This is a genomic window from Snodgrassella sp. ESL0323 (genome assembly GCF_013346865.1).
GTDB lineage: Bacteria > Pseudomonadota > Gammaproteobacteria > Burkholderiales > Neisseriaceae > Snodgrassella > Snodgrassella alvi.
Genome location: NZ_JAAEDT010000029.1, coordinates 1 through 21,201 on the forward strand (window position 1 = coordinate 1; position 21,201 = coordinate 21,201).

A 21,201-nucleotide genomic window follows, 5' to 3' on the forward strand; every position below is an offset into this window, starting at 1 on the left:
TTGTCTTTTGACTAGATATTGATGCTGGATTTTTAAAATGCCATTAATTTGCTCTATACATGTTAAAAGTGACAAATACTTTTTAGGGTTGAAATAGATTTCGAAAACTATATTTCTTTTCATAATTAATGATCCATGTTATTTTGATAATGGTACATAAATTGAATATAAATTAGGATAATTTCGCTTTATACTATTAAAATATTGGTATGCCTTTATAGTCATCCACACCCAACAGCATTTAGCAGGATAATTAGTACTACATACAATATTTTGCCTACGTGCTTGAGCCTCTATTTTACCTTGTAAGGTGGTAGCCCATTATGCTACTACTATTCTTCCTTTCTCTTCTTTAAATAAATGATCGTAACGCGCTTTAGCTTCTAAAAATAGACAAAATCTAGGTATCCATCCATCAAACTCTACTGGTGGATTACCTGGTCCTTTAAAATATACCCATTCAGTAATATATTTTACCGATCCCCCTGTATCTATTCATAGACTGCCAACGGATTTGTTGGCAGATGCTGATACATATTTATGTAATACTCACCATCCACTCCTTCTACTGTACCGGCCAGATTAAAATCACCATAAAAACTGGAGGACGAGAAAAACCACCACCACATCACCATTATTAGCACTAATATAATTTTTATAAATACAGCATTTTTGCGTAGTATATTTTCAAAAAATATATGGATATTATGTTTCATGTTATTCCCTATAGTTTTGTTTAATTTTATATTGACATTAATATCATCATAACCATCACTTTTTCTAAAAAGCTAAATTTTTTTCATCACGCCCGGAAAATTTTAATCCGGCATCAATATCTATTCAGGAAACAGCCAAACTGAATAACTTCCAACTTACTACAAATATTTATCGTATAAAATAAATTCTTGTCATTTGTTATGATATGAAATATGCAAGCAAAAAAGGAGGCTTTTATTATTTAATATTTTATCTCGTTTGATTTTTAAGTTAAATCGACTTAATCCTATCCTGCATCCAAATATTTTGCTAACTCGGTTTAAATTACTTGATTGACACTACTTTATGATTACGTATGGTTGTAGAAAAATCGTGTCCGTCTACGCCATGATTTGTCGCACAAATAAAAGTATTATCTGTTTTATCAGGAAAAGACATCATTTCATACATTACTTGTTCACTAATATATTCAAAATAAGATACTCTCCATAACTCTTCTCCCTTTTTATTATATAGGACAGTAAAATATTTATTACCGCCTAATATTTGCATAATTGAAATTGGTGAAGTGGGCAAATGTTTGTATATATTGGCATAGTACTCACCATCTTCACTTTTTATGGTTGTATAAAGATTAAAATTTCCGTAAAAACTGGATGACGAAAACAGACACAGCCAATAGAAAAAAGCAAATAAACCTATTATTTTTATCATTTTTATACTTTTTTTCATAATCCGTCGCTCCATACTTTTATTATATATAGACTGGTTATTTCCATCTTTAATGCTGATTATGCTCTATATCACCATATACTTCTTTGATTTTATTTTTTATATCAGCGTCACTCCAGTCCTCTTCTGAATATCTTAATAATTTACTGTCTTTAGTAGGAATAAACAAAGGATTTACATTATCATATAGATAAGCATAATGGGGTGAATGCCATATTTTCTTACCCTGTTTGTTATATAAAACATAAAAATACCGATCCCCCTTTATCAATTCATAGACTGCCAGCGGGGTTGTTGGCAGATGCTGATACATATTTATGTAATACTCACCATCCACTCCTTCTACTGTACCGTACAGATTAAAATCACCATAAAAACTGGAGGACGAGAAAAACCACCACCACATCACCATTATTAGCACTAATATAATTTTTATAAATACAGCATTTTTGCGTAGTATATTTTTAAAAAATATATGGATATTATGTTTCATTTTATTTCCTATAGTTTTATTTGATTTTATATTGATATTAATACCATCATAACCATCACTTTTTCTAAAAAGCTAAATATTTTTCATTACTCTCGGAAGATTTAAATCCGGCATCAATATCTACTCAGGAAACAGCCAAAACTGAAAAAATTTCTAAATTATTTAGCATCTAATTCAATCTTTCTATGCTCGTCTAAAGGTTTAAGCCAGAGAACATCCGAAAAAACCATAAAATCAACACCGGTATTTCTCACTTGCTGCCATTTTCTGAAATCACTATTATAAACTTGCGCAGCTCACTGCATATTCATATTAGCAACGCTTACCCAATCTTGACTTCCGTAAAAGCCTACATATAGTAGCATCTGTTTTTTGTTAAGTACTCCATCTTTATGCCAGACACCCAAAAATTCATTACCGAGAAAATCATAGGTATCTTTTATATAAAAACCGACAGCTTCAGTAATAAAGACATTTCTTCCCTGAAATTTATCCTGATAACCATGTGGTACAATTTTTAAATTTGTCTTATCCATCGCACCAAAATAATCATCATAAGTTTTTTATCTGCCATCAGCAGTATTTAATACCATATACATAATCATATAAATATATTTATATGATAAACTGAGCACTCACTCAGATATATTTCAATTTATAAGAACATACAGATAACTGATTTTCTTGTTTGATTAAAAGTAAAATTAACTTAATATTATTGGTATATTCTGAAAATCAGGCATACAAAACCGCCCCGGCAAACCGGGGCGGTGTGTTAAGCTAAATCTGAATTATGCAGTTAATTCTGCTCGCAGTTTTTTGGTTACATTAACCATAACTTCCAGCGCTGCTTTGGTTTCCGGCCATCCGCGTGTTTTCAGTCCACAATCCGGATTTACCCACAACCGACGCTGATCAATTACTTTCAATGCTTTACGCAACAGATGTTCGACTTCGGCTTCAGTAGGCACACGCGGGCTGTGGATATCATATACGCCGGGACCGATATCATTCGGATAGCTGAATTTAACAAAAGCATCCAGTAATTCCATATCAGAACGGGAAGTTTCAATGGTAATTACATCAGCATCCATGCTGGCAATAGCCGGCAGAATATCATTAAATTCAGAATAGCACATATGTGTATGAATCTGAGTGCTGTCATCCGCATCAGTGGAAGTAAGGCGGAATGATTCACATGCCCAGGCCAGATATTCATCCCATTGCGCACGTTTCAGCGGCAAGGCTTCACGAATGGCCGGTTCATCAATCTGAATAACGCGAATACCGGCTTTTTCCAGATCCAGTACTTCATCGTTCAGTGCCAGCGCAATCTGTTTGCACACCAGACTTAATGGTACATCGTTGCGTACAAAACTCCACTTCATCATGGTTACCGGTCCGGTAAGCATACCTTTCATCGGACGTTTGGTCAGAGATTGTGCATAAGAAGACCAGGCAACAGTCATGGCTTTCGGGCGTGCCACATCACCAAAAATAATCGGTGGTTTAACACAGCGGGAACCATAGCTCTGTACCCAGCCATACTGAGTAAAGCAGTAACCATCCAGCTGTTCACCAAAGTATTCAACCATATCATTGCGCTCAGCTTCACCATGTACCAGTACATCGATATCCAGCTGTTCCTGCTGCTCAACACAGTAGGCAATGTCTTTTTTCATGGCCGCTTCGTAATCGGCAGCGCTCAGTTCACCCTTTTTAAAGGCGGCGCGTGCCTGACGAATTTCCTGTGTCTGTGGAAATGAACCGATAGTGGTGGTTGGCAGCAGAGGCAGATTCATCCATTGCTGTTGTTTTTCAATCCGTTGTGCAAACGGGCTATGGCGCTGGTCGGCATGTTCGCGCAGGCTGGCTACGCGCTGTGCAACCTTATCATTATGAATCAGTTTACTGGTTTTGCGTCCGGCAGCCACAGCATCAGAAGCGGCAAGAGCTTCCTGTACGGAATCTTTACCGTGTGCCAGTGCCTGTTTGATGATACCCAGTTCCTGCAGTTTCTGGGCAGCAAAGGCAAGCCAGTTTTTGATTTCAGGGTTAAGTTTCTCCTCTACACTTAAATCCTGCGGACTGTGCAACAGTGAGCAACTCGGCGCAATCCATAAATTATTACCCAGCTGAGTAGCTACCGGCGCCAGCAGTTCTATTACTTCACGCAGATTGGCGCGCCATACGTTACGTCCGTCGATCAGACCAACCGACAATACTTTATTTTCCGGCCATGCATTGGCAAATTCAGCCAGTTGCTCAGGTGCCCGCACACAATCAATATGTACGCCGTTAACCGGCAGGTTTTTGAGCAGATTAATATGTTCGGCAACGCTGCCAAAATAGGTGCCGATAATAATACGGGTACCAGTAATCGCCAGCTCCTGATAAGTGGGAGCAAAGGCATCCAGCCACTCACGGGCAATATCTACAGCAAGAATCGGTTCGTCAATCTGAATCCAGTCAACACCGGCATTGGCCAGTTCACGTAACAGTTTCTGATATTCAGGCAGCAGACGCGGCAATAATTCCAGACGATTATGACCGGCATCTTTTTCTTTACCCAACCACAACAGAGTAAGCGGACCCACCAGTGTAGGTTTAATATCATGTCCGGTGGCTTTGGCTTCTTCTATCTGGGCAATCAGACTGGCTGCATTGGCCTTAAAACTGGTGTTCTGATGCCATTCAGGTACGATATAGTGGTAGTTGGTATCAAACCACTTGGTCATTTCCATGGCTACCTGACTGGCATTACCGCGTGCCAGTTCAAAATACTGAGACAGGGTCAGTTTATCTGCGTCAAAACCAAAACGTGCCGGAATGGCGCCCAGTGCACACAGCGTATCCAGTACGTGGTCGTAATATGAAAAATCACCTACCGGCAGCAGATCGGCACCAGCGGCAATCTGGGTTGCCCAGTTTTTCTGGCGGATATCTGCCGCTGTCTGGCGCAGCTCGGCTTCGCTTTTTGCGCCTTTCCAGAATGCTTCAACGGCAAATTTTAATTCACGCTTAGCACCAACACGCGGATAACCAGACAGATGGAATGTATTCATATTTGTTTCTCCCTATTACGAATGATGGATTTCAATAACGGCCAGTGTGCGTGAGTTATGACATTACGACAAGCGATAAATTTTGCAGTTCTGTATGAATTTTTTTAATACTATATTTCAGACTAGTGTAATCCAAGAGTATGATATGGTATACAGGTGTCCGGTTTGTAAATAGATAACTGGCTATCAGTAAGGTAGTTATTGTTCTATTCATATAAATGATATTTATAAGCAGTCTGGCTGTTTATGAATTTTTTAACTTGAATTTGTAGTTAAAAATACTCATCAAAGGCGGAAAACATGGAGTCGATTATTGAACTGCGCCATCTGCGCACTTTGCTGGCTCTGGAAGAAACCGGCAGCGTATCGATGGCGGCAAAAAGGGTTTTTCTGACCCAGTCTGCACTTTCACACCAGATTCGTGTTCTGGAACAGTTTTATGGTACCCCCCTGTTTGAACGTAAATCCAACCCGATTCACTTTACTCCGGTAGGTGTGCGGCTGCTACAGCTGGCACGAGAAATCACGCCGCTGGTTACAGTAGCAGAGCTGGATATGGCGCAGATAATTGAAGGTGAGGCAGGAGAGCTGAGGGTAGCGGTAGAATGCCATACCTGCTTTGACTGGCTGATGCCGGCCATGGATGCTTTCCGGGCGCTGTGGCCTAAAGTAGAGCTGGATATTGTTTCCGGCTTTCAGGCCGATCCGGTTGGGTTATTGCTGACTCACCGTGCAGATCTGGCAATCGTATCCGAATATGCTCCGCAGCCGGGGATTATTTTTCAGCCACTGTTTGCCTATGAAATGGTCGGCATTTGCGCGAAGGATCACCCGCTGGCGGCTAAAAGTGTGTGGCAAGCTCAGGATTTTGAGAATGAAACACTGATCACCTATCCGGTACCGGATGATATGCTGGATTTACTGCGTAAGGTTTTAAAACCGGCCGGGGTACAGCCGGCACGGCGTAACAGTGAACTGACGATAGCCATTATTCAGCTGGTTTCCAGCCGGCGCGGCATTGCTGCTTTGCCTTACTGGACTGTTATGCCGTATCTGGAAAAAGGCTATGTAGTAGCACGGCAGATTGGCGATATACCGCTGCAAAGTGAATTGTATGCCGCCATGCGCGAAACAGACAGTAATAAAAGCTATCTGGATAATTTCTGCCAGATTGTGCGCGAACGCAGCTTTGCCGACTTACCCGGACTCAGCCCGCTCAGCACGCCGGACTAGTCTGCAACCGGCAATCTGATTTATTAGAGGAGCAGGGCAGATATTCGGCAAAGCGCTGATATTTTGCTCTGCTCTTGTTTGGTATCGTCAGCCAGAATTTTACGCAACATCCATTGTCCTGCTTAAGCTCAGTTTGTGCAGATGTCAGATAAATCTTCTTGTGCTGCATAAATACCATAAAATAAGCCATAAGCATATTTTTCAAAGCGATTTTTCAGGCTTAATCAGCTACAATAAGCGCTATGGAAATTTTATCTTCTGCCGGTCTGCTGACTGGTCTTAATAGTGAACAATTAGCCGCCGTTACCTGGCCTGCGCAACCGGCACTGGTACTGGCGGGTGCAGGAAGTGGTAAAACCAGAGTACTAACCACACGTATTGCCTGGTTATTGCAGACTGGTCAGGCCAGTGTACACAGCATTCTGGCTGTTACCTTTACCAATAAGGCGGCTAAAGAAATGCAATTGCGCCTGAGCACGCTGTTACCGGTTTCGGTACGGGCGATGTGGCTGGGGACATTTCACGGGCTGTGCCATCGGTTTTTACGACTGCACCATCAGGAAGCAGCACTGCCCAAGACCTTTCAGATTCTGGATATGGGTGATCAGCTTTCTGTAGTCAAGCGCTTGCTCAAACAACTGAATATTGCTGAAGAAATTATCTCACCACGCAGTCTGCAGGGATTCATTAATGCACAAAAAGAAAACGGATTGCGTGCTTCGCGTTTATCGGCCCGCGACCCGCATGAACGGCAAATGATTGAATGTTATGCCGCCTATGATAGTTTGTGCCGGAATGAAGGTGTAGTGGATTTCGCGGAATTAATGTTACGCAGTTATGAAATTCTGCAGAGTAATGAAATATTGCGCAATCATTACCAGAACCGTTTTAATCATGTACTGATTGATGAATTTCAGGATACAAATAAATTACAGTATGCATGGCTAAAATTACTGGCCGGAGAGCATGCAGCGGTTTTCGCTGTGGGAGACGACGACCAGAGTATTTATCGCTTTCGCGGTGCCGAAGTAGCCAATATGACCCGCTTTCTGAATGAATTTCATGTTGGCGAACCCATCCGGCTGGAACAAAATTACCGTTCGGTAGGCAATATTCTGACTGCAGCCAACGCGGTGATTGCACACAACGCCAGCCGTTTGGGTAAAAATCTGCGCACTCAGGCCGGCGATGGCGAAAAAATCCGTGTACTTCAGGCAATTAATGATCTTGAAGAAGCGCAGTTTGTGGTTGATGAAGTGAAGGCTTTACACCGCGAAGGGCTGAATTATATGCAGATGGCTGTCCTGTATCGCAGTAATGCCCAGTCGCGGGTTCTGGAACAGGCTCTGTTCCGCGCCGGTATACCTTACAAAATTTATGGCGGCCTGCGCTTTTATGAGCGTCAGGAAATCAAACATGCACTGGCTTACCTGCGTCTGGCGGTTAACCCCAATGATGATAATGCCTTATTACGCGTAATCAATGTGCCGGCACGCGGCATCGGCGCGCGGAGTGTTGAAAACATTCAGGCGGCAGCCAATGAAGCCCATACTTCGTTATGGCAGGCGGCTATCAGCCTGTCAGCGAAAAACAGTAAAATTGCTGCTTTTATCCGCTTGATTGAAAATTTACAGCAACAGGCTGCGCAAGTTTCTCTGCAGGAACTGATGGCTGCTGCCATCTATGATAGCGGTCTGATGGAACACTACCGTACCCAGAAAGGTGAACAACAGGAACGCATCAACAACCTGGAAGAATTACTGAATGCGGCAGTGGCATTTAAACCGCAGGAATCCGGTTATGATATGGAACCTGAGTATGATGAAAACGATCCTTTATTTCCGGTACTGTCTTTTTTAAGTACAGCCTCACTGGAAGCAGGAGAGCATCAGGCCGGTCAGGGTGAAGATGCCTTGCAGTTAATGACTGTGCATGCAGCTAAGGGACTGGAATTTGATGGTGTATTTCTGACAGGGCTGGAAGAAGGTTTATTCCCCAGTGAATACAGCATGGCCGAACGCGACGGGCTGGAAGAAGAGCGGCGCCTGATGTATGTAGCCATCACCAGAGCACGTAAGCGCCTGTATTTAACAATGGCAGAACAACGCCTGTTACACGGACAAACGCATTTTGCCCTGCCATCACGCTTTGTGGATGAAATACCGGAAGAGGTATTGCAATATCTGTCTGCTCACAGAAACTCTCTGATAGCTCGGCAACAGTCCACGCAGCGAACCAATCCGTTTCACAGCCGCAGCAAACTGGCAGAAACACAGGAGAGCACAGATTTTGACGGCTTTCAGCTAGGACAGAATGTTTATCATGAACGTTTCGGCACCGGTGTCATAATAGATGCTACCCAGAAAGCTGAAGGGGCACGCCTGACCATCAATTTCGGTAAACAGGGGATTAAAGAGCTGGATACCGTATTTGCCAAAAGCAAGCTAAGTATTATTTCTTAAACAATTGCTCAGGTAATGGCTGGTAAGCAAAAGCCTGAGAGGAGACAGTCATGCAACAATACGACAGTAACAATATTTTTGCCCGAATTATCCGTGGTGAAATTCCTTGCCATAAAGTTTATGAGGATGAGCAGACACTGGCCTTTATGGATGTGATGCCACAGGCACGCGGCCATGTACTGGTGATTCCTAAATGTGAAGCAATAGAGTTAACTGACATGCCGCAAGATTACCTTGCTGCCGTATTCAGTGCAGCCAAAAAGATTATTAATGCGCAACGTAAAGTGTTACATCGTAATGGCGTTGTGCAATTACAGTTGTCCGGCGAACAGGCTGGTCAGTCTGTATTTCATTATCACATTCATCTGATTCCCGGACATATCCATGAACTGGGTAAACATGAAAGTGTGGCTGCTGATCAGGCAGAACTGGCGCAACTGGCTGCACAATTACGTGCAGAACTGGCCTGACCATTTTTTGATTCAACAATTATCCACAGAATTATCCACAGATAATCAGTAAAATAAATAGTATTTATTATGCTATAACCCTTGTTTTATAAGGAATTAAGCATAAAGACTGATTTTTATCCAGCTAAATACTACAAATTTGTCCACAATCATTCAGTTGTTGTATCAAATCTCCCTGTCGCTCCTGCACCTTTCGGTAAACGGAGCGATAATTTATTTCCTGGTCAATACAGATTAAATTGTTCAGTCAGTTTCAGCTTAAACGCCTTTGTGATTACACACTAGCCATATCCTGCATAATTAGCGGAATTTAATTCACTAAAACGCCTGCTTACGCTTTTCATCAACAGGAAATGCGACAAATCATTTTTTTCTGCTGGTTTCAGCAGAAGCAGGCCTTATCCGGCCTGTATCTTTTCTTCTGATAACAAAAGCCCGCAGAAAAATTATGCTCTGCGGGCTTTTACACAGTATAACCAGTATTAATTATTCATACATCCGGAATAAACACTTCTAAACTGTGGTACTTTCGTATTTTATTCAAATAAATCGCGCAGTTTGTCCATGAATGATTTTTGCCGCGGCGTCTGAGCCCGATCCATACCGGTAGAGATTTTTTCAAACTCTTCCAGTAACTCACGCTGACGATCGGTCAGATTTACCGGTGTCTCTACCACGATATGACAATATAAATCACCCACAGCAGCCGAACGTACTGATTTAACCCCTTTACCACGTACCCGCATGCGACGACCGGTTTGTGTTTCTTTCGGAATATTCAGTTTGACTTTACCATCCAGCGTAGGCACTTCAACCTCTCCGCCAAGCGCAGCTATCGTAAAACTGATGGGTAATTCACAGTGCAGATCCATGCCGTCACGCTCAAACACCTGATGTGGGCGCACGTTCACCATCACATATAAATCACCGGCAGGCGCACCATGCTTACCGGGTTCACCTTCACCGCTCAGGCGGATACGCTGACCATCATCAATTCCGGCCGGAATAGAAACCTCAACAGTCTTGCGGGTTTTTACCAGTCCGTCTCCATGACATTTAACACACGGATCCTTAATCTGTTTACCACTGCCGTGACAGGTCGGGCAAGTCTGCTGTAACTGGAAAATGGCCTGCCGTACCTGAACGACACCACTGCCGCCACACATGCTGCAGGTAGTGGCTGAAGTCCCGACTTTAGCACCACTGCCGTGACAGACATCACATTCTTCATGAGTAGGAATAGTGATTTTTTTCTTAATACCGCGCGCAGCCTCTTCCAGACTGATTTCAATATTATATTGTAAATCAGCGCCCTGATTATTCTGCTGCGACCGTCCGCCGGCTCCGCCGCCAAACATCTGGCTGAAAATATCACCAAAATCAAAACCGCCGGAAAAGCCGCCGGCTCCGGCTCCCATATTGCCGTCTACACCGGCATGACCAAACTGGTCATAAGCAGCACGTTTTTGAGAATCAGACAATACTTCATAAGCACGTTGTACTTCTTTAAATTTTTCTTCGGCGTTTTTATCGCCCTGATTACGGTCAGGATGGTATTTCATGGCCAGCTTACGATAAGCTTTTTTGATTTCCTCATCCCCTGCAGTACGGCTTATACCCAGTACTTCATAAAAATCTACTTCAGTCATAATTTTATTCCAAAGGTTTGCAGGCAACCTGCTCTTAAACAGCAGGATGCCTGAACAGCAAAACCGGATAGATAATAGAAATGCAACCCATATATGGGCTGCATGTATAAAAACAAGGTTTTAAGTAAAAGTTATTTCTGACCGAAGCACAATATACGGCCTGAAAACAAATAGACAGATAAAGAATTAACGGTTATACCAGTATATTTATACTGTCAGCAAAGTAGCCAATCAAATCATGTGCCATCCATCAAGTAACCTTCAAAGCACTTTAAATAATTCAGCCGGATATTTGGCTGGCATTATCTGCTGGCAGCAAAACATTAATATAGTTTAGTCCGACACTTACCTGTATCGGATCGATTCCGGTTATCGATACCTTCATCCGGCATTTTGGCATGGCATCAACCGGTACACCGTTGACACGGCTTACCAGCGGCAGGCCTTCAATACGCACTAAATCATCACGTATTAACTGAGCAGTCAGCTCCTGCAACTGTTCCTGCTGAATATATATCAGACTCCAGTATGCTTCCATATGGCGCTGAAAATCATTGTAGGCTGCATAAGCCGACTCAAAATCACGCAATACCGCAAACAGCATGGCATCCTGCGGTTCAAAACGTGGCTCTGCTTCCGGATCCAGTAAACTGATCAGCTGCTTCTGATTAATATAATCAGTAGCACGGCGCAGTGGTGAAGTAAACCAGGCATAATGTTTCAGCCCCAGACCAATATGCGGTTCAGACTGAGTACTCATCCGTACTCTGCCGGTAGGCTGTACACGGAATAATCCCGCCATTTCAGCCTCATCCAGCATCTGCGCCCAGGTACTGTTGGCAAAAATCATCAGTTCACTGACCAACGTATCAATTGGTGCTCCGCGTTCACGCACACTGATATGTACAGTATTATCTGTCCCAAGCTTAATTCCATAATCATACTGCGGTAAACGTTCGGGATCATATTTACCCCGTGCCTGCATTCTGGCCACAGCAAAATCATATAACCAGTTCATTTCGTGCTGATGTGCAAAAGCTTCAGTATCACTGCGCGGCTGCAAAGGCTGAAATGCCTGCTCAATATTTTCAATACGTAAATTACAGTCTATATACACCGATTCAATTCGTGATTCATAACGTATCACCTCAAACTGCGGACTGATTTCAGCATACAGACTGACTGCCGGTCGTGCTGCTCCTTCATCCAGACTGAAAGCAGCTATCCAGTTATCCGGCAGCATGGTAATTTTACCACCGGGATAATACACAGTACTTAAACGTTCAAATATCAGCTTTTCCAGCAAAGACTCAGCATCTATTGCCAAAGCCGGGGCAGCAATATGAATTCCGACCAGTTTATTGCCATTGGGCAGGTCACGCACACTGAAGGCATCATCTACCTCACTGGTTTCAATATCATCAATGGAAAATGCGCGTACTGCGGTATCGGCATCTGGCAGATTGTGCATAACCGGTACAGGATAGTTACCGCAATCCGCACCTTTGGGAAACTGGGTAAGTAAAAAACCATCCAGAAAATATTCAGGCAGAGGCGGTACTGCACCAACACTCTGGAGCAGGGCAAACAGTGAGGTTTTTTTCTGATCAGCAGCTTTGACCACTGCTTTGTATTTCAGACTTTGTTTATCAGGTGCATGCAGAATCATTTTGGCTTCAGCAGCAATCTCATCCGGCAGGCGACCGGCCAGCAATTCCTGTATCCAGCCATTGATTTGTTCTTCCTGCTGTTTGCGCCGTTCAATGGCTGCCAGCGCCTGCTGTAATGTTTCTGCCGGCGCAGCTTTAAATACACCTTTATTTTTTTTGTAAAAATACATAGGCGCTGCATACAGAGCCATCAGTGTGGCTGCCAGCTCAATATTCCCGCTGCTATTGCCAAAATATTCACTGGCTGCACTGGCTGCGGTAAATTCACTTTCATTGCCTACCGCTTCCCAGAGCAGACTGATATCAATACCGGCAGCTGCTTCAGCAGCCTGTTGTAAAAATTGCGCAGCATCACCATCAAACACCAGAAAAACGTGGCTGGCCTTGATTTTTGCCCGCTTACCATGTTGTGTATTAACCAGAAAAGTAGCATCATTTTCCTGCACTATTTCCGCTACTTTAAACTGACCTGACTCCTCATAAAAAATATGTTTACCCATAACACCTACTTAAACCAAAGAAACCATCCAGGTAATCTGTAAAACAGATTCAGATAATATTTCTTTATATAATTGTAAACGGCTGTACTCAATCTCAGATTTTATGTCCGAACTGTAATGCTGTTTCAGACAATCACATCCGTTTTTTATATATTCAAATGTCAAAACATACAAATTAAATAATTCTACGTTTTAATTATTTAAGAAAACAATTACTTAAAGTTATTACAATATAATTATGCTTAAAACAATATTATGCTTTAAAAACTGATAAATAAACAGTAAAAACATTTACTCAATAAGAATATTCATAACAATAAATAAGCTTTTATAAATACCAAAAGAATAATCTGCTAAATATACTCATAGATAAATTTATACAATACATTGCCAAAATCGCAGATTATTATCATAAAATTAAATATACACTTTAAATATATACTCAATAAAACCAAAATTTACCTTTATTAGCATGTAAATTTTTTTGCCAGTGCAATCACCTGTATCAGAAAATGTAATTAGCTATATTATTACTATATATAGTAAATTTTCAATAATATCTAATTTTTTTTATAAAAAACAAATCAGATATTACAACAGAAAATGCGGGTTTGAATCTGGCTAGCAGGATCAAAATAAAATATCAGTATGTTGTTTAATACACAATAATTTCTGTTCGAAAATAATAATATTATTAATATTCATGTCTGCTTATACAGATCATACTAAGAAATACACCAGCCTGTTATCAGAAATTTCTTACCAGAATTGTATGATACAGATATCCACAGCAATAGCCATAGTGCGAGTGTTACAATAGCCATAAATTCATGTAAAGACCTATGATATGAAAAAAATAACCCCAAAAAGCTATGAAGAAGCTATCCAGCAACTGGAAAAAATAACTGAATCCATGCAAAACAATGATCTTCCGCTGGAAGAATCACTGGCTGCATATGAATATGGTCAGGAACTGGTGCAATACTGCCAGCAGAAGCTGGCGGAGGTAGAACAAAAACTACAGGTACTGGATAATGGTGAATTAAAGGAGCTGAAGCTTGAAACAGGGGAATGATTTTGCCGGCTGGCAAAAACAGGTACAGACACATACAGAAGAAACATTAACCCGATTATTTCCCCCGGCCGGACAACTTCCCGCACCACTGACTGAAGCCATGCACTATGCGGCGCTGGATGGCGGTAAACGGTTGCGGCCAATGCTGGTTCTGGCGGCGGCGGAGCTGGGTAATGCGGTTACAGAAGCCGCAGATTATGCTCTGGCTGCAATCGAATGCATACATATCTATTCGCTTGTGCACGACGATATGCCGGAGATGGATAACGACAGTCTACGTCACGGAAAGCCTGCCTGTCACATACAATATACACCGGCAACAGCCTTGTTGGTTGGTGATGCACTGCAAAGTATGGCATTCAGCCTGCTGAGCCGGCCAACCAGTCTGGACGCTGCGCGTCAGCTGCAAATGATACAGACTCTGGCACAGGCTGCCGGCTGTCATGGTATGGCCGGCGGACAGGCTATCGATTTAGCCTGCGTAGGGGTAGGTCTGAATCAGGGCGAACTGGAACACATGCACCAGTTGAAAACCGGTGCGCTGATCAGAGCAGCAGTTACACTGGGCGGACTTTGCTGTCAGGATATCAGCCAGCAGGCATTAACCGCACTCGACCATTATGCCGCTCATCTGGGCTTGGCCTTTCAGGTTATCGATGATGTACTGGATTACGAGCAGGATAGCAGCACACTGGGTAAAACCGCCGGAAAAGATGCCCAGACTAATAAACCTACTTACGTTAGTCTGATGGGGCTGACTACAGCACGCCAGTATGCAGAAAATCTAGTACAACAGGCTATTGATGCTTTAAGCAGTTTTGACCAGCGTGCATCTCATCTTCGCGCACTGGCGCAATTTGTCGTTGCCCGCAATCATTAAAAATGCGCCAAGCAACAGCAAACTACGAATATATAAACATTGTCTGCGCAGTAATTCAGTAAATTACAGATATAACTTATTTACAGATCAGCTTATTAATAAAATAACTAACGCAGCCGCTTACCGGAAGCCCAGTCAATAATCTGACTGGGCTGTTTTCTTCCGCCGGTGCGCCCGCCCAGAATCATCACCTGTTTTCCAAACTGGCGTCTGACTTCACGCTCAGTACGACAGGCTTTTTTTCCCGCCCGGTTACAAGAAGTAGATACCAGCGCCGTACCTGCTGCTCTGCATAAAAACCGAGCAGTTACCAGGTCCGGAACCCGTACAGCCAGAGTTTGCCGGCCCCGCCCGCGTAACACAGGTGAAACCTGTTTGCGTATCGGTAACAGTAAAGTTCTGGGTGCCGGCCACTGCCGGCTGACAGCCGCTATATCGGTTGCGGACAAAGGTGCGAGCAAAGGCTGCAATTGAGTGAAATCAGCAGCAATAACAATCAGCCCTTTATGTTGCGGTCGCTTTTTCAATGCAATGACTTTACGCACCGCCGGCACACAATCAGGCAGACAGCCTAGCCCATAACTGCCTTCTGTAGGATAAGCAATCAAACCGCCACGATGCAGATGGCTGCGCAGACGATATAAAAACCGGCCTGACGGACGGGCAGGATGGCGCATAAATATTCTGAGAAACTAGACTAAACTATTATAATAGCAGGGCAGAATAAACCAGACTACACCCGTACCGGTCACAGCCACCCAACCACCAGAGACAATCATGATTACTGATGAACAACTATTGCGTTACAGCCGTCATATATTACTGGATAAGCTGGATATTGCCGGACAGGAAGCAATTCTTGCTGCCCGTGCTCTGGTAATCGGTGCCGGCGGCCTGGCACATCCGGCTCTGACTTATCTGGCTTCCAGCGGAATAGGGCATATTACCGTTGTGGATAACGACACTATCGAAATCAGTAATCTGCAACGCCAGTTCTGGTTTAATGATCAAGATATCGGTCAGGCAAAAGCCGCGATATTGTGCCGGCAGCTACAGACACAATATCCGCAAACCGGATTAAAGCCCATTGTAGCCAGAGCTGATGCCAGCATGTTAGAGCAACTGGTTCAGCATACCGATATCATTCTGGATTGTACCGACAATTTTGCCAGCCGCCGGCTGATTAATCAGGCCTGTTTTAATGCACGCAAACCACTGGTTTCAGCCTCTGCACTGGTATTTGCCGGTCAGCTGGCAGTATATGATTTTCGTGATGGTCGTGGCCCCTGCTATCAGTGCCTGTTTGAAGGAGAAATGAATGATGAAGGTGCCAGTTGTGCTAAAAACGGAGTTTTTGCACCTTTACTCGGTATTATGGGCGCGGCACAGGCCAGTGAAGCATTGCAGATAATTGCCGGTATTCACCCTGACGGCTGCTGGCTACACTGTTTTGACGCTTGTTCTTTTCAATGGCAGCGCCTGCAGCTGGCTGCCAATCCGGATTGTCCGGTATGCGGGCAGCCAGTTTTATCCACAGAAATTTGTGGATAAAACTGTGGATATTTTTATTAATCAAAATCAGATAGTTTACGATCCTGACCGGCATTCCAGCCAGATACAGTAATAACCAGAGCAGCAATTAACATTAAACACAGTGCCGGAAACCAGGAATGCAGCATGTCATGCAAAGCACCCATCAGGACAGGGCCCACAGCTGCAAACAGATAACCACAGGTTTGAGCCATCCCAGATAACAGTACCCCCTCAGTAACACTGTCGCTGCGCAAGCTGAAAAACATCATACTCAGACAGAAAGCCCCGCTGATGCCCAGTCCCAGCAGCAATACTGCCGGAAAATAACAGCTGCGCCATGGCGACATCAGCAATAATACCGACAAGATTAAAGCCACGCCGCACATCGACCCTATCCAGTGCTGCTGCTTTAATCTGGCTGCATAAATCGGTATCAGCAAATTGGTTGGTATCATCACCAGCTGCATCAGCCCGAGCCAGCCACCGGCTTCCGTTGCGGATACTCCGGCCTTGGCTACAATCTGCGGCAACCAGCTGACTGTAGAATAAAACAGGAATGACTGAAACCCCATAAACAGCGTTACCTGCCAGGCCAGCGGATTGCGCCACAGATGTGTTTTTACCTGACGCGCACGTACAGCCGCCTTGGGCACAGCATTGGCTGCTTTAAAAGGCAGCCACCAGATAACCATGGCTACCAGCGCCGGCAGAACCCAGATTACCAGAGCACCGCGCCAGCCCCATAGATTACTGTGAGCAAGTGGGGCACTTAAAGCAGAACCGGCCGCACCGCCCATATTCATCACCAGTGCATATAATGCGGTAACCAGCCCCATTTTAAACGGAAAATACTGCTTTACCATACTGGGAATCAGCACATTGCCAACTGCAATGGCACAGCTGAGCAAAGCCGTACCGGCCAGTAACAGAAACAACCCGGAACCACAGCGCAGCACCAGCCCCAGCGTTAAAATCCATAATGCAAAAAAGACCATCTGCTCCGAGCCCAGACGTGCTGCAAGCCTGGGAATAAAAATCGAAAACAGACCAAATGTCAGCAATGGTACCGTAGTCAGCATGCCTGCCAGCGTACTGCTTATCTGCAGCTGTGCCTGAATATTCTGTAATAAAGGCCCCACACCTGTCAGAGGGCCGCGCAAAACAAAAGCCAGAGCCAGAATAGCGACAAAAAGACTAAGCCGGTGCTGTGTTTTCGATACAGTCGAATCCGTTTTCATTACTTCACCAAATTACCCGTTTACCCTTAGGGTAGAAAAAACCATTCAATTTACCGGCCATTGCTGCAATAGCGCACGACCGCACTCCAGACCGGCTGCATAGCTGTAACGCAAACGACCGGCATCCCGGCACAGACGTCCGGCCATTTTGCCATCATCCGGAGGGTGGATTTCAATAATATACCGGCAGTTCTCAGGCTGCTGCATCCATGCCAGGGTAGCATTATAATGCTTTACCCGCTGCCGTAATGCTTGAGAAAACCCGCCGGCAGGTAGAAGCCTTGCCAGCAGACTATCACTCAGGGCACCTTTTTTTACATAATTTTGTGCCCGGGTACGGATTACCACGACTCGATTAATATTTGGCCGGGACAGAGCCCACTGTACCGGCAGAGCATCAGCTACTCCGCCGTCAAAATAAAATTCATTACCGATTGCTACCGGCTTACGGATCATAAACGGAATTGAGCTGGAAGCGCGCAGCACATCCAGAAAAGAATCGGGCTGAGCCACAGCATATTCCGGCTCACCGCTAAACGCATTACTTAACACAATCCTAAAATCACGCTGCTGTGCAAACATACGTTCACAGTCCAGCGGATTTTCCTGTTGCACAACCTGCCATAACCAGTCGATATCCATCAGGTCGCCGCCACGGATAAAGCGTGACCAGCGGATAAATTCCGGCCGGCAGGACTGATCAAGCAGTACAGCCAGATTACGCCCTTCCTGTTTGGACAGATAACTGGCAATAGTACTGGCTCCGGAAGATACCCCGACCAGTAAACTAAACGGGTTAAAATCTGCCTGTAAGAAGGCATCAGTCACACCGCTGCTGAATGCGGCACGCATTCCTCCGCCTTCTACAACCAGTGCAGTTTGCATTCCGGCAGGCTGCCGACCAGTATGCATATTGCCATTCCCATATTTATGTAAAAATAATTTAATATTATTAAATATATAATACCGGCTATAGTAAATCAATAAAGCCCGCCGGCGCACAGTATCTAAATATTAATGTCTTCTACGGTTCCTGTATGTGTAAATCAGCCTGTCAATATCCGGTACACATACCTGAATTTTATGATTTTTTTCAATCTGAACCATATCATTGTCAACTAAATATTTTCTAATCCTGTGTCCGGGAACCACTTTATCCATAAAATCGGCGCCAATTAATTCATCTGTAAACCGGGAAGATACGGTATATCCGCCATCTTTTATCTCTTAACATTTTTCCAACCCATAAAAAAACTTCCGGATTCAGATAAATCCGGAAGTTAGTCAGACTACTGAGTAAAAACAGTTTAATTGTGACCCCACTTAAAGCCGACACCGGCATTAAAGCCAACTTCTTTGCCTGTAGTGGAAACACCTGCACCCCAGCCAATATTACCGCTGTTACTCATGGCTTTATAATTAGCTCCTACCGCAGTATAGCCACGATAGGTACCAACACCTACACCAACAGCCTGTTCACCGGCATTCAGAGAGGGCAGATAAGCACCGGACAGAGCCATGGCCAGTGCCGTACCGGAATAGGCGCGGCGTTCAGTCCGCTGAACACGATCATTTACCTGATTTACATACTTATTGATGTTGGTAATCTGATTATTCACACCCTTAAGCTGAGCCACATTGACTGCATCAGTATCAGCTGTACCAGCGGCAACCCCGGTTATCTGACGGTATACACCTTTCGATGCATCTCCTACAGATACGGCTCCTTCTGTACTCTTCGTTGCCCGGATTGCTTCTGCCTGCTGCTGTGTTGCCGTTACCGGTATATAGCCCTCTTTACCGGCTGCTGTACTTGCTACCGATCCAGATCCAAGTGCTACGCCTCCGCTCTGAGTTACTTTCGCCTGACTGCCCAGAGCAACACCATTGGCTGACGATGCACTGGCAGAATCACCGATGGCAACTGCTGAGGTACCGCTGGCCATTGATGCACCGCCTATTGCAACTGAATCAACCCCCTGAGCGATTGAGGCTGCTTTTGCTGAGTTACTCTTTGCATATTTAGTACCGTAATCCTGAATATTCTGCAGAGCGTCAGCCACATTATCAGCAGTTACTATATTGCCTGTCGGGGTAGTAGTTTCATATTTAGGCGGTGTAATCTGACCTGTACTTGGATTATATCCGCTTGGCTTACCCAAACCGGCAGTTATACTAGAAAGCTGACTTTCTGTTCTTTTACTGATTGCAGTTGACAGACTCGACAGTGCATCATCAGAAATAGTGCCAGTGCCTGCGGGCAGACCGCCTACTGCTGTTGACAGGCTTGACAAACCAGTTGACACGCTTGATGATAGGGCACTGATACTTTGTTTTACATCCCACAACTGACCAGCATTCACTGCATCAAGAGAGCCGGCTACTATATTACCGCCTTTAACACCGGTAATTGTCTGTGCAATACCTCCGCGAGCAGCATCATAAACTTGACTACTATTATTCCACTGTAACGCATTCGCATTCAGATCAGAGATACTGGTAAGCATACTGCCCAGGTCTGTGCGAATCACTAAATTTGATATCGCTGTTGAAGTGGATGATGTCAAAGAACTCAGATCGGTAGACAGCGAAGTTTTTACTTCGTATAACTGGCCGCCATTTATCGCATCATGCGAATTTTCCTTTACATCACCATCTGCCAGATTCACAATTTTGCGATAAACAGGAGTAGCATCACGAGTCATACCGTTGTTGGTTTGGCCTGCATCAAATCCGTCTTTATCATTATTCCATGTGATCGTATGCTCTTCTAGATAATCCACTCGTCCCTTTATGATTTGAGAATCGCTTGCCAAGTCGCTTACACTTTTTGAAATACCTCGATATCCGGTGGACAGAGAAGCACTTATACTGGAGATGTGAGGAGAAACATTTTCGAAAACAGTTGAGGAAACAGTTGTTAACAGACTGCTCAGACCGGTTGATGCTGAGCTGGACAGAGCAAAGAACTGACCTCCGTTAATTGCATCGGTTGAATGTGCTGATACATCACCGGCAGCTACATGGGTAATTCTTTGTGCATTACCGCTTCCATGACTGGCATCATATGCACTTATAATGCTATTCCATTGCAGGGCATCCTGATTTAATGAAGATACCTGGTTATTGATGCTAGCATATCCGCTTGACAGGCTGTTTATGCTGCTATTAGCTGTGTTCAGACCGGTTGATAGGCTGGATACGTTTTGATTTACATCTTTCAGGTTATCAGCAATGATTGTGGATATACTACCCTGCTGAATGTCTGCCATGTTGCTCATGCTGGTTGATAAACTGTTCAGACCGGTTGATGCTGAGCTGGACAGAGCAAAGAACTGACCTCCGTTAATTGCATCGGTTGAATGTGCTGATACATCACCGGCAGCTACATGGGTAATTCTTTGTGCATTACCGCTTCCATGACTGGCATCATATGCACTTATACCGCTATTCCATTGCAGGGCATCCTGATTTAATGAAGATA

At 44.1% G+C, this 21,201-nt stretch carries 17 protein-coding genes and 1 pseudogene; 6 read left to right on the plus strand and 12 right to left on the minus strand.

The genetic code is table 11. The features are described from left to right. Positions 1-321: 321 nt before the first annotated feature. The 6 genes and pseudogenes from GY065_RS13670 to metE form a co-directional block, all read right to left on the minus strand. Complete coding sequence (locus GY065_RS13670) at positions 322-495, minus strand: Tox-REase-5 domain-containing protein (protein ID WP_144370467.1); 174 nt, start codon at positions 493-495, stop codon at positions 322-324. Next, positions 492-716 (minus strand): DUF6201 family protein, encoded by a 225-nt coding sequence (locus GY065_RS12560; protein ID WP_174834387.1) that lies wholly within the window; start codon positions 714-716, stop codon positions 492-494. The genes GY065_RS13670 and GY065_RS12560 overlap by 4 nt, the downstream gene beginning before the upstream one ends. A 325-nt stretch (positions 717-1,041) precedes the next feature. Next, positions 1,042-1,449: a DUF6201 family protein gene (locus GY065_RS12565; protein WP_174834389.1), complete on the minus strand. Its 408-nt coding sequence runs from the start codon at positions 1,447-1,449 to the stop codon at positions 1,042-1,044. A 49-nt stretch (positions 1,450-1,498) separates the two neighbouring features. Beyond that, on the minus strand, positions 1,499-1,942 hold the full coding sequence (locus GY065_RS12570; protein WP_256433077.1) for a DUF6201 family protein: 444 nt from the start codon (positions 1,940-1,942) through the stop codon (positions 1,499-1,501). A 158-nt stretch (positions 1,943-2,100) separates the two neighbouring features. Beyond that, positions 2,101-2,490, minus strand: a pseudogene (locus GY065_RS13320) (DUF6402 family protein); the annotation flags it as partial. Positions 2,491-2,733: 243 nt separating this feature from the next. After that, the gene (gene metE / locus GY065_RS12580; RefSeq protein WP_174834395.1) at positions 2,734-5,007 is read right to left on the minus strand and encodes a 5-methyltetrahydropteroyltriglutamate--homocysteine S-methyltransferase; all 2,274 of its coding nucleotides are present in this window, start codon (positions 5,005-5,007) and stop codon (positions 2,734-2,736) included. A 300-nt stretch (positions 5,008-5,307) separates the two neighbouring features. On the opposite strand from metE, the gene GY065_RS12585 reads away from it, so the two are divergent. The 3 genes from GY065_RS12585 to GY065_RS12595 all read left to right on the plus strand — a co-directional run bounded on the left by GY065_RS12585 (position 5,308) and on the right by GY065_RS12595 (position 9,172). Beyond that, positions 5,308-6,240, plus strand: a complete 933-nt coding sequence (locus GY065_RS12585; protein WP_084548552.1) for a LysR family transcriptional regulator — start codon at positions 5,308-5,310, stop codon at positions 6,238-6,240. A gap of 242 nt (positions 6,241-6,482) precedes the next feature. Beyond that, positions 6,483-8,702: a UvrD-helicase domain-containing protein gene (locus GY065_RS12590; protein WP_174834397.1), complete on the plus strand. Its 2,220-nt coding sequence runs from the start codon at positions 6,483-6,485 to the stop codon at positions 8,700-8,702. 50 nt (positions 8,703-8,752) lie between these two features. After that, a complete protein-coding gene (locus tag GY065_RS12595; protein WP_025331807.1) occupies positions 8,753-9,172 on the plus strand; it encodes an HIT family protein in 420 nt (139 codons plus the stop codon). A gap of 536 nt (positions 9,173-9,708) precedes the next feature. Here GY065_RS12595 and dnaJ read toward each other — a convergent pair. Together dnaJ and GY065_RS12605 are read right to left on the minus strand one after the other, a co-directional pair. Continuing rightward, a complete protein-coding gene (gene dnaJ / locus GY065_RS12600; protein WP_174834399.1) occupies positions 9,709-10,821 on the minus strand; it encodes a molecular chaperone DnaJ in 1,113 nt (370 codons plus the stop codon). Between the two features lie 280 nt (positions 10,822-11,101). Further along, entirely contained in the window at positions 11,102-12,991 is a 1,890-nt protein-coding gene (locus tag GY065_RS12605; RefSeq protein ID WP_174834401.1) for a ribonuclease catalytic domain-containing protein, read from the minus strand. 847 nt (positions 12,992-13,838) lie between these two features. On the opposite strand from GY065_RS12605, the gene GY065_RS12610 reads away from it, so the two are divergent. Together GY065_RS12610 and GY065_RS12615 are read left to right on the plus strand one after the other, a co-directional pair. Then, positions 13,839-14,066: an exodeoxyribonuclease VII small subunit gene (locus GY065_RS12610; protein WP_025331809.1), complete on the plus strand. Its 228-nt coding sequence runs from the start codon at positions 13,839-13,841 to the stop codon at positions 14,064-14,066. After that, positions 14,050-14,946 (plus strand): polyprenyl synthetase family protein, encoded by an 897-nt coding sequence (locus GY065_RS12615; protein ID WP_244621541.1) that lies wholly within the window; start codon positions 14,050-14,052, stop codon positions 14,944-14,946. The genes GY065_RS12610 and GY065_RS12615 overlap by 17 nt, the downstream gene beginning before the upstream one ends. Positions 14,947-15,053: 107 nt before the next feature. Here the strand turns inward: GY065_RS12615 and GY065_RS12620 are convergent, their stop codons facing one another. Next, on the minus strand, positions 15,054-15,623 hold the full coding sequence (locus GY065_RS12620; RefSeq protein WP_110414770.1) for an L-threonylcarbamoyladenylate synthase: 570 nt from the start codon (positions 15,621-15,623) through the stop codon (positions 15,054-15,056). A 100-nt stretch (positions 15,624-15,723) separates the two neighbouring features. Here GY065_RS12620 and GY065_RS12625 point away from each other — a divergent pair, with 100 nt between their 5' ends. Beyond that, positions 15,724-16,497 carry a ThiF family adenylyltransferase gene (locus GY065_RS12625; RefSeq protein WP_194241868.1) on the plus strand — a complete coding sequence of 258 codons (774 nt, stop codon included), beginning with the start codon at positions 15,724-15,726 and terminating at the stop codon, positions 16,495-16,497. 17 nt (positions 16,498-16,514) lie between these two features. Here the strand turns inward: GY065_RS12625 and GY065_RS12630 are convergent, their stop codons facing one another. The 3 genes from GY065_RS12630 to GY065_RS12640 all read right to left on the minus strand — a co-directional run. Next, positions 16,515-17,717, minus strand: a complete 1,203-nt coding sequence (locus GY065_RS12630; RefSeq protein ID WP_174834403.1) for an MFS transporter — start codon at positions 17,715-17,717, stop codon at positions 16,515-16,517. Positions 17,718-17,762: 45 nt separating this feature from the next. Further along, on the minus strand, positions 17,763-18,629 hold the full coding sequence (locus GY065_RS12635) for a patatin family protein (protein WP_202984099.1): 867 nt from the start codon (positions 18,627-18,629) through the stop codon (positions 17,763-17,765). Between the two features lie 395 nt (positions 18,630-19,024). Then, a partial coding sequence (locus tag GY065_RS12640; protein WP_174834405.1) for a YadA family autotransporter adhesin occupies positions 19,025-21,201 on the minus strand: 2,177 nt, incomplete at its 5' end.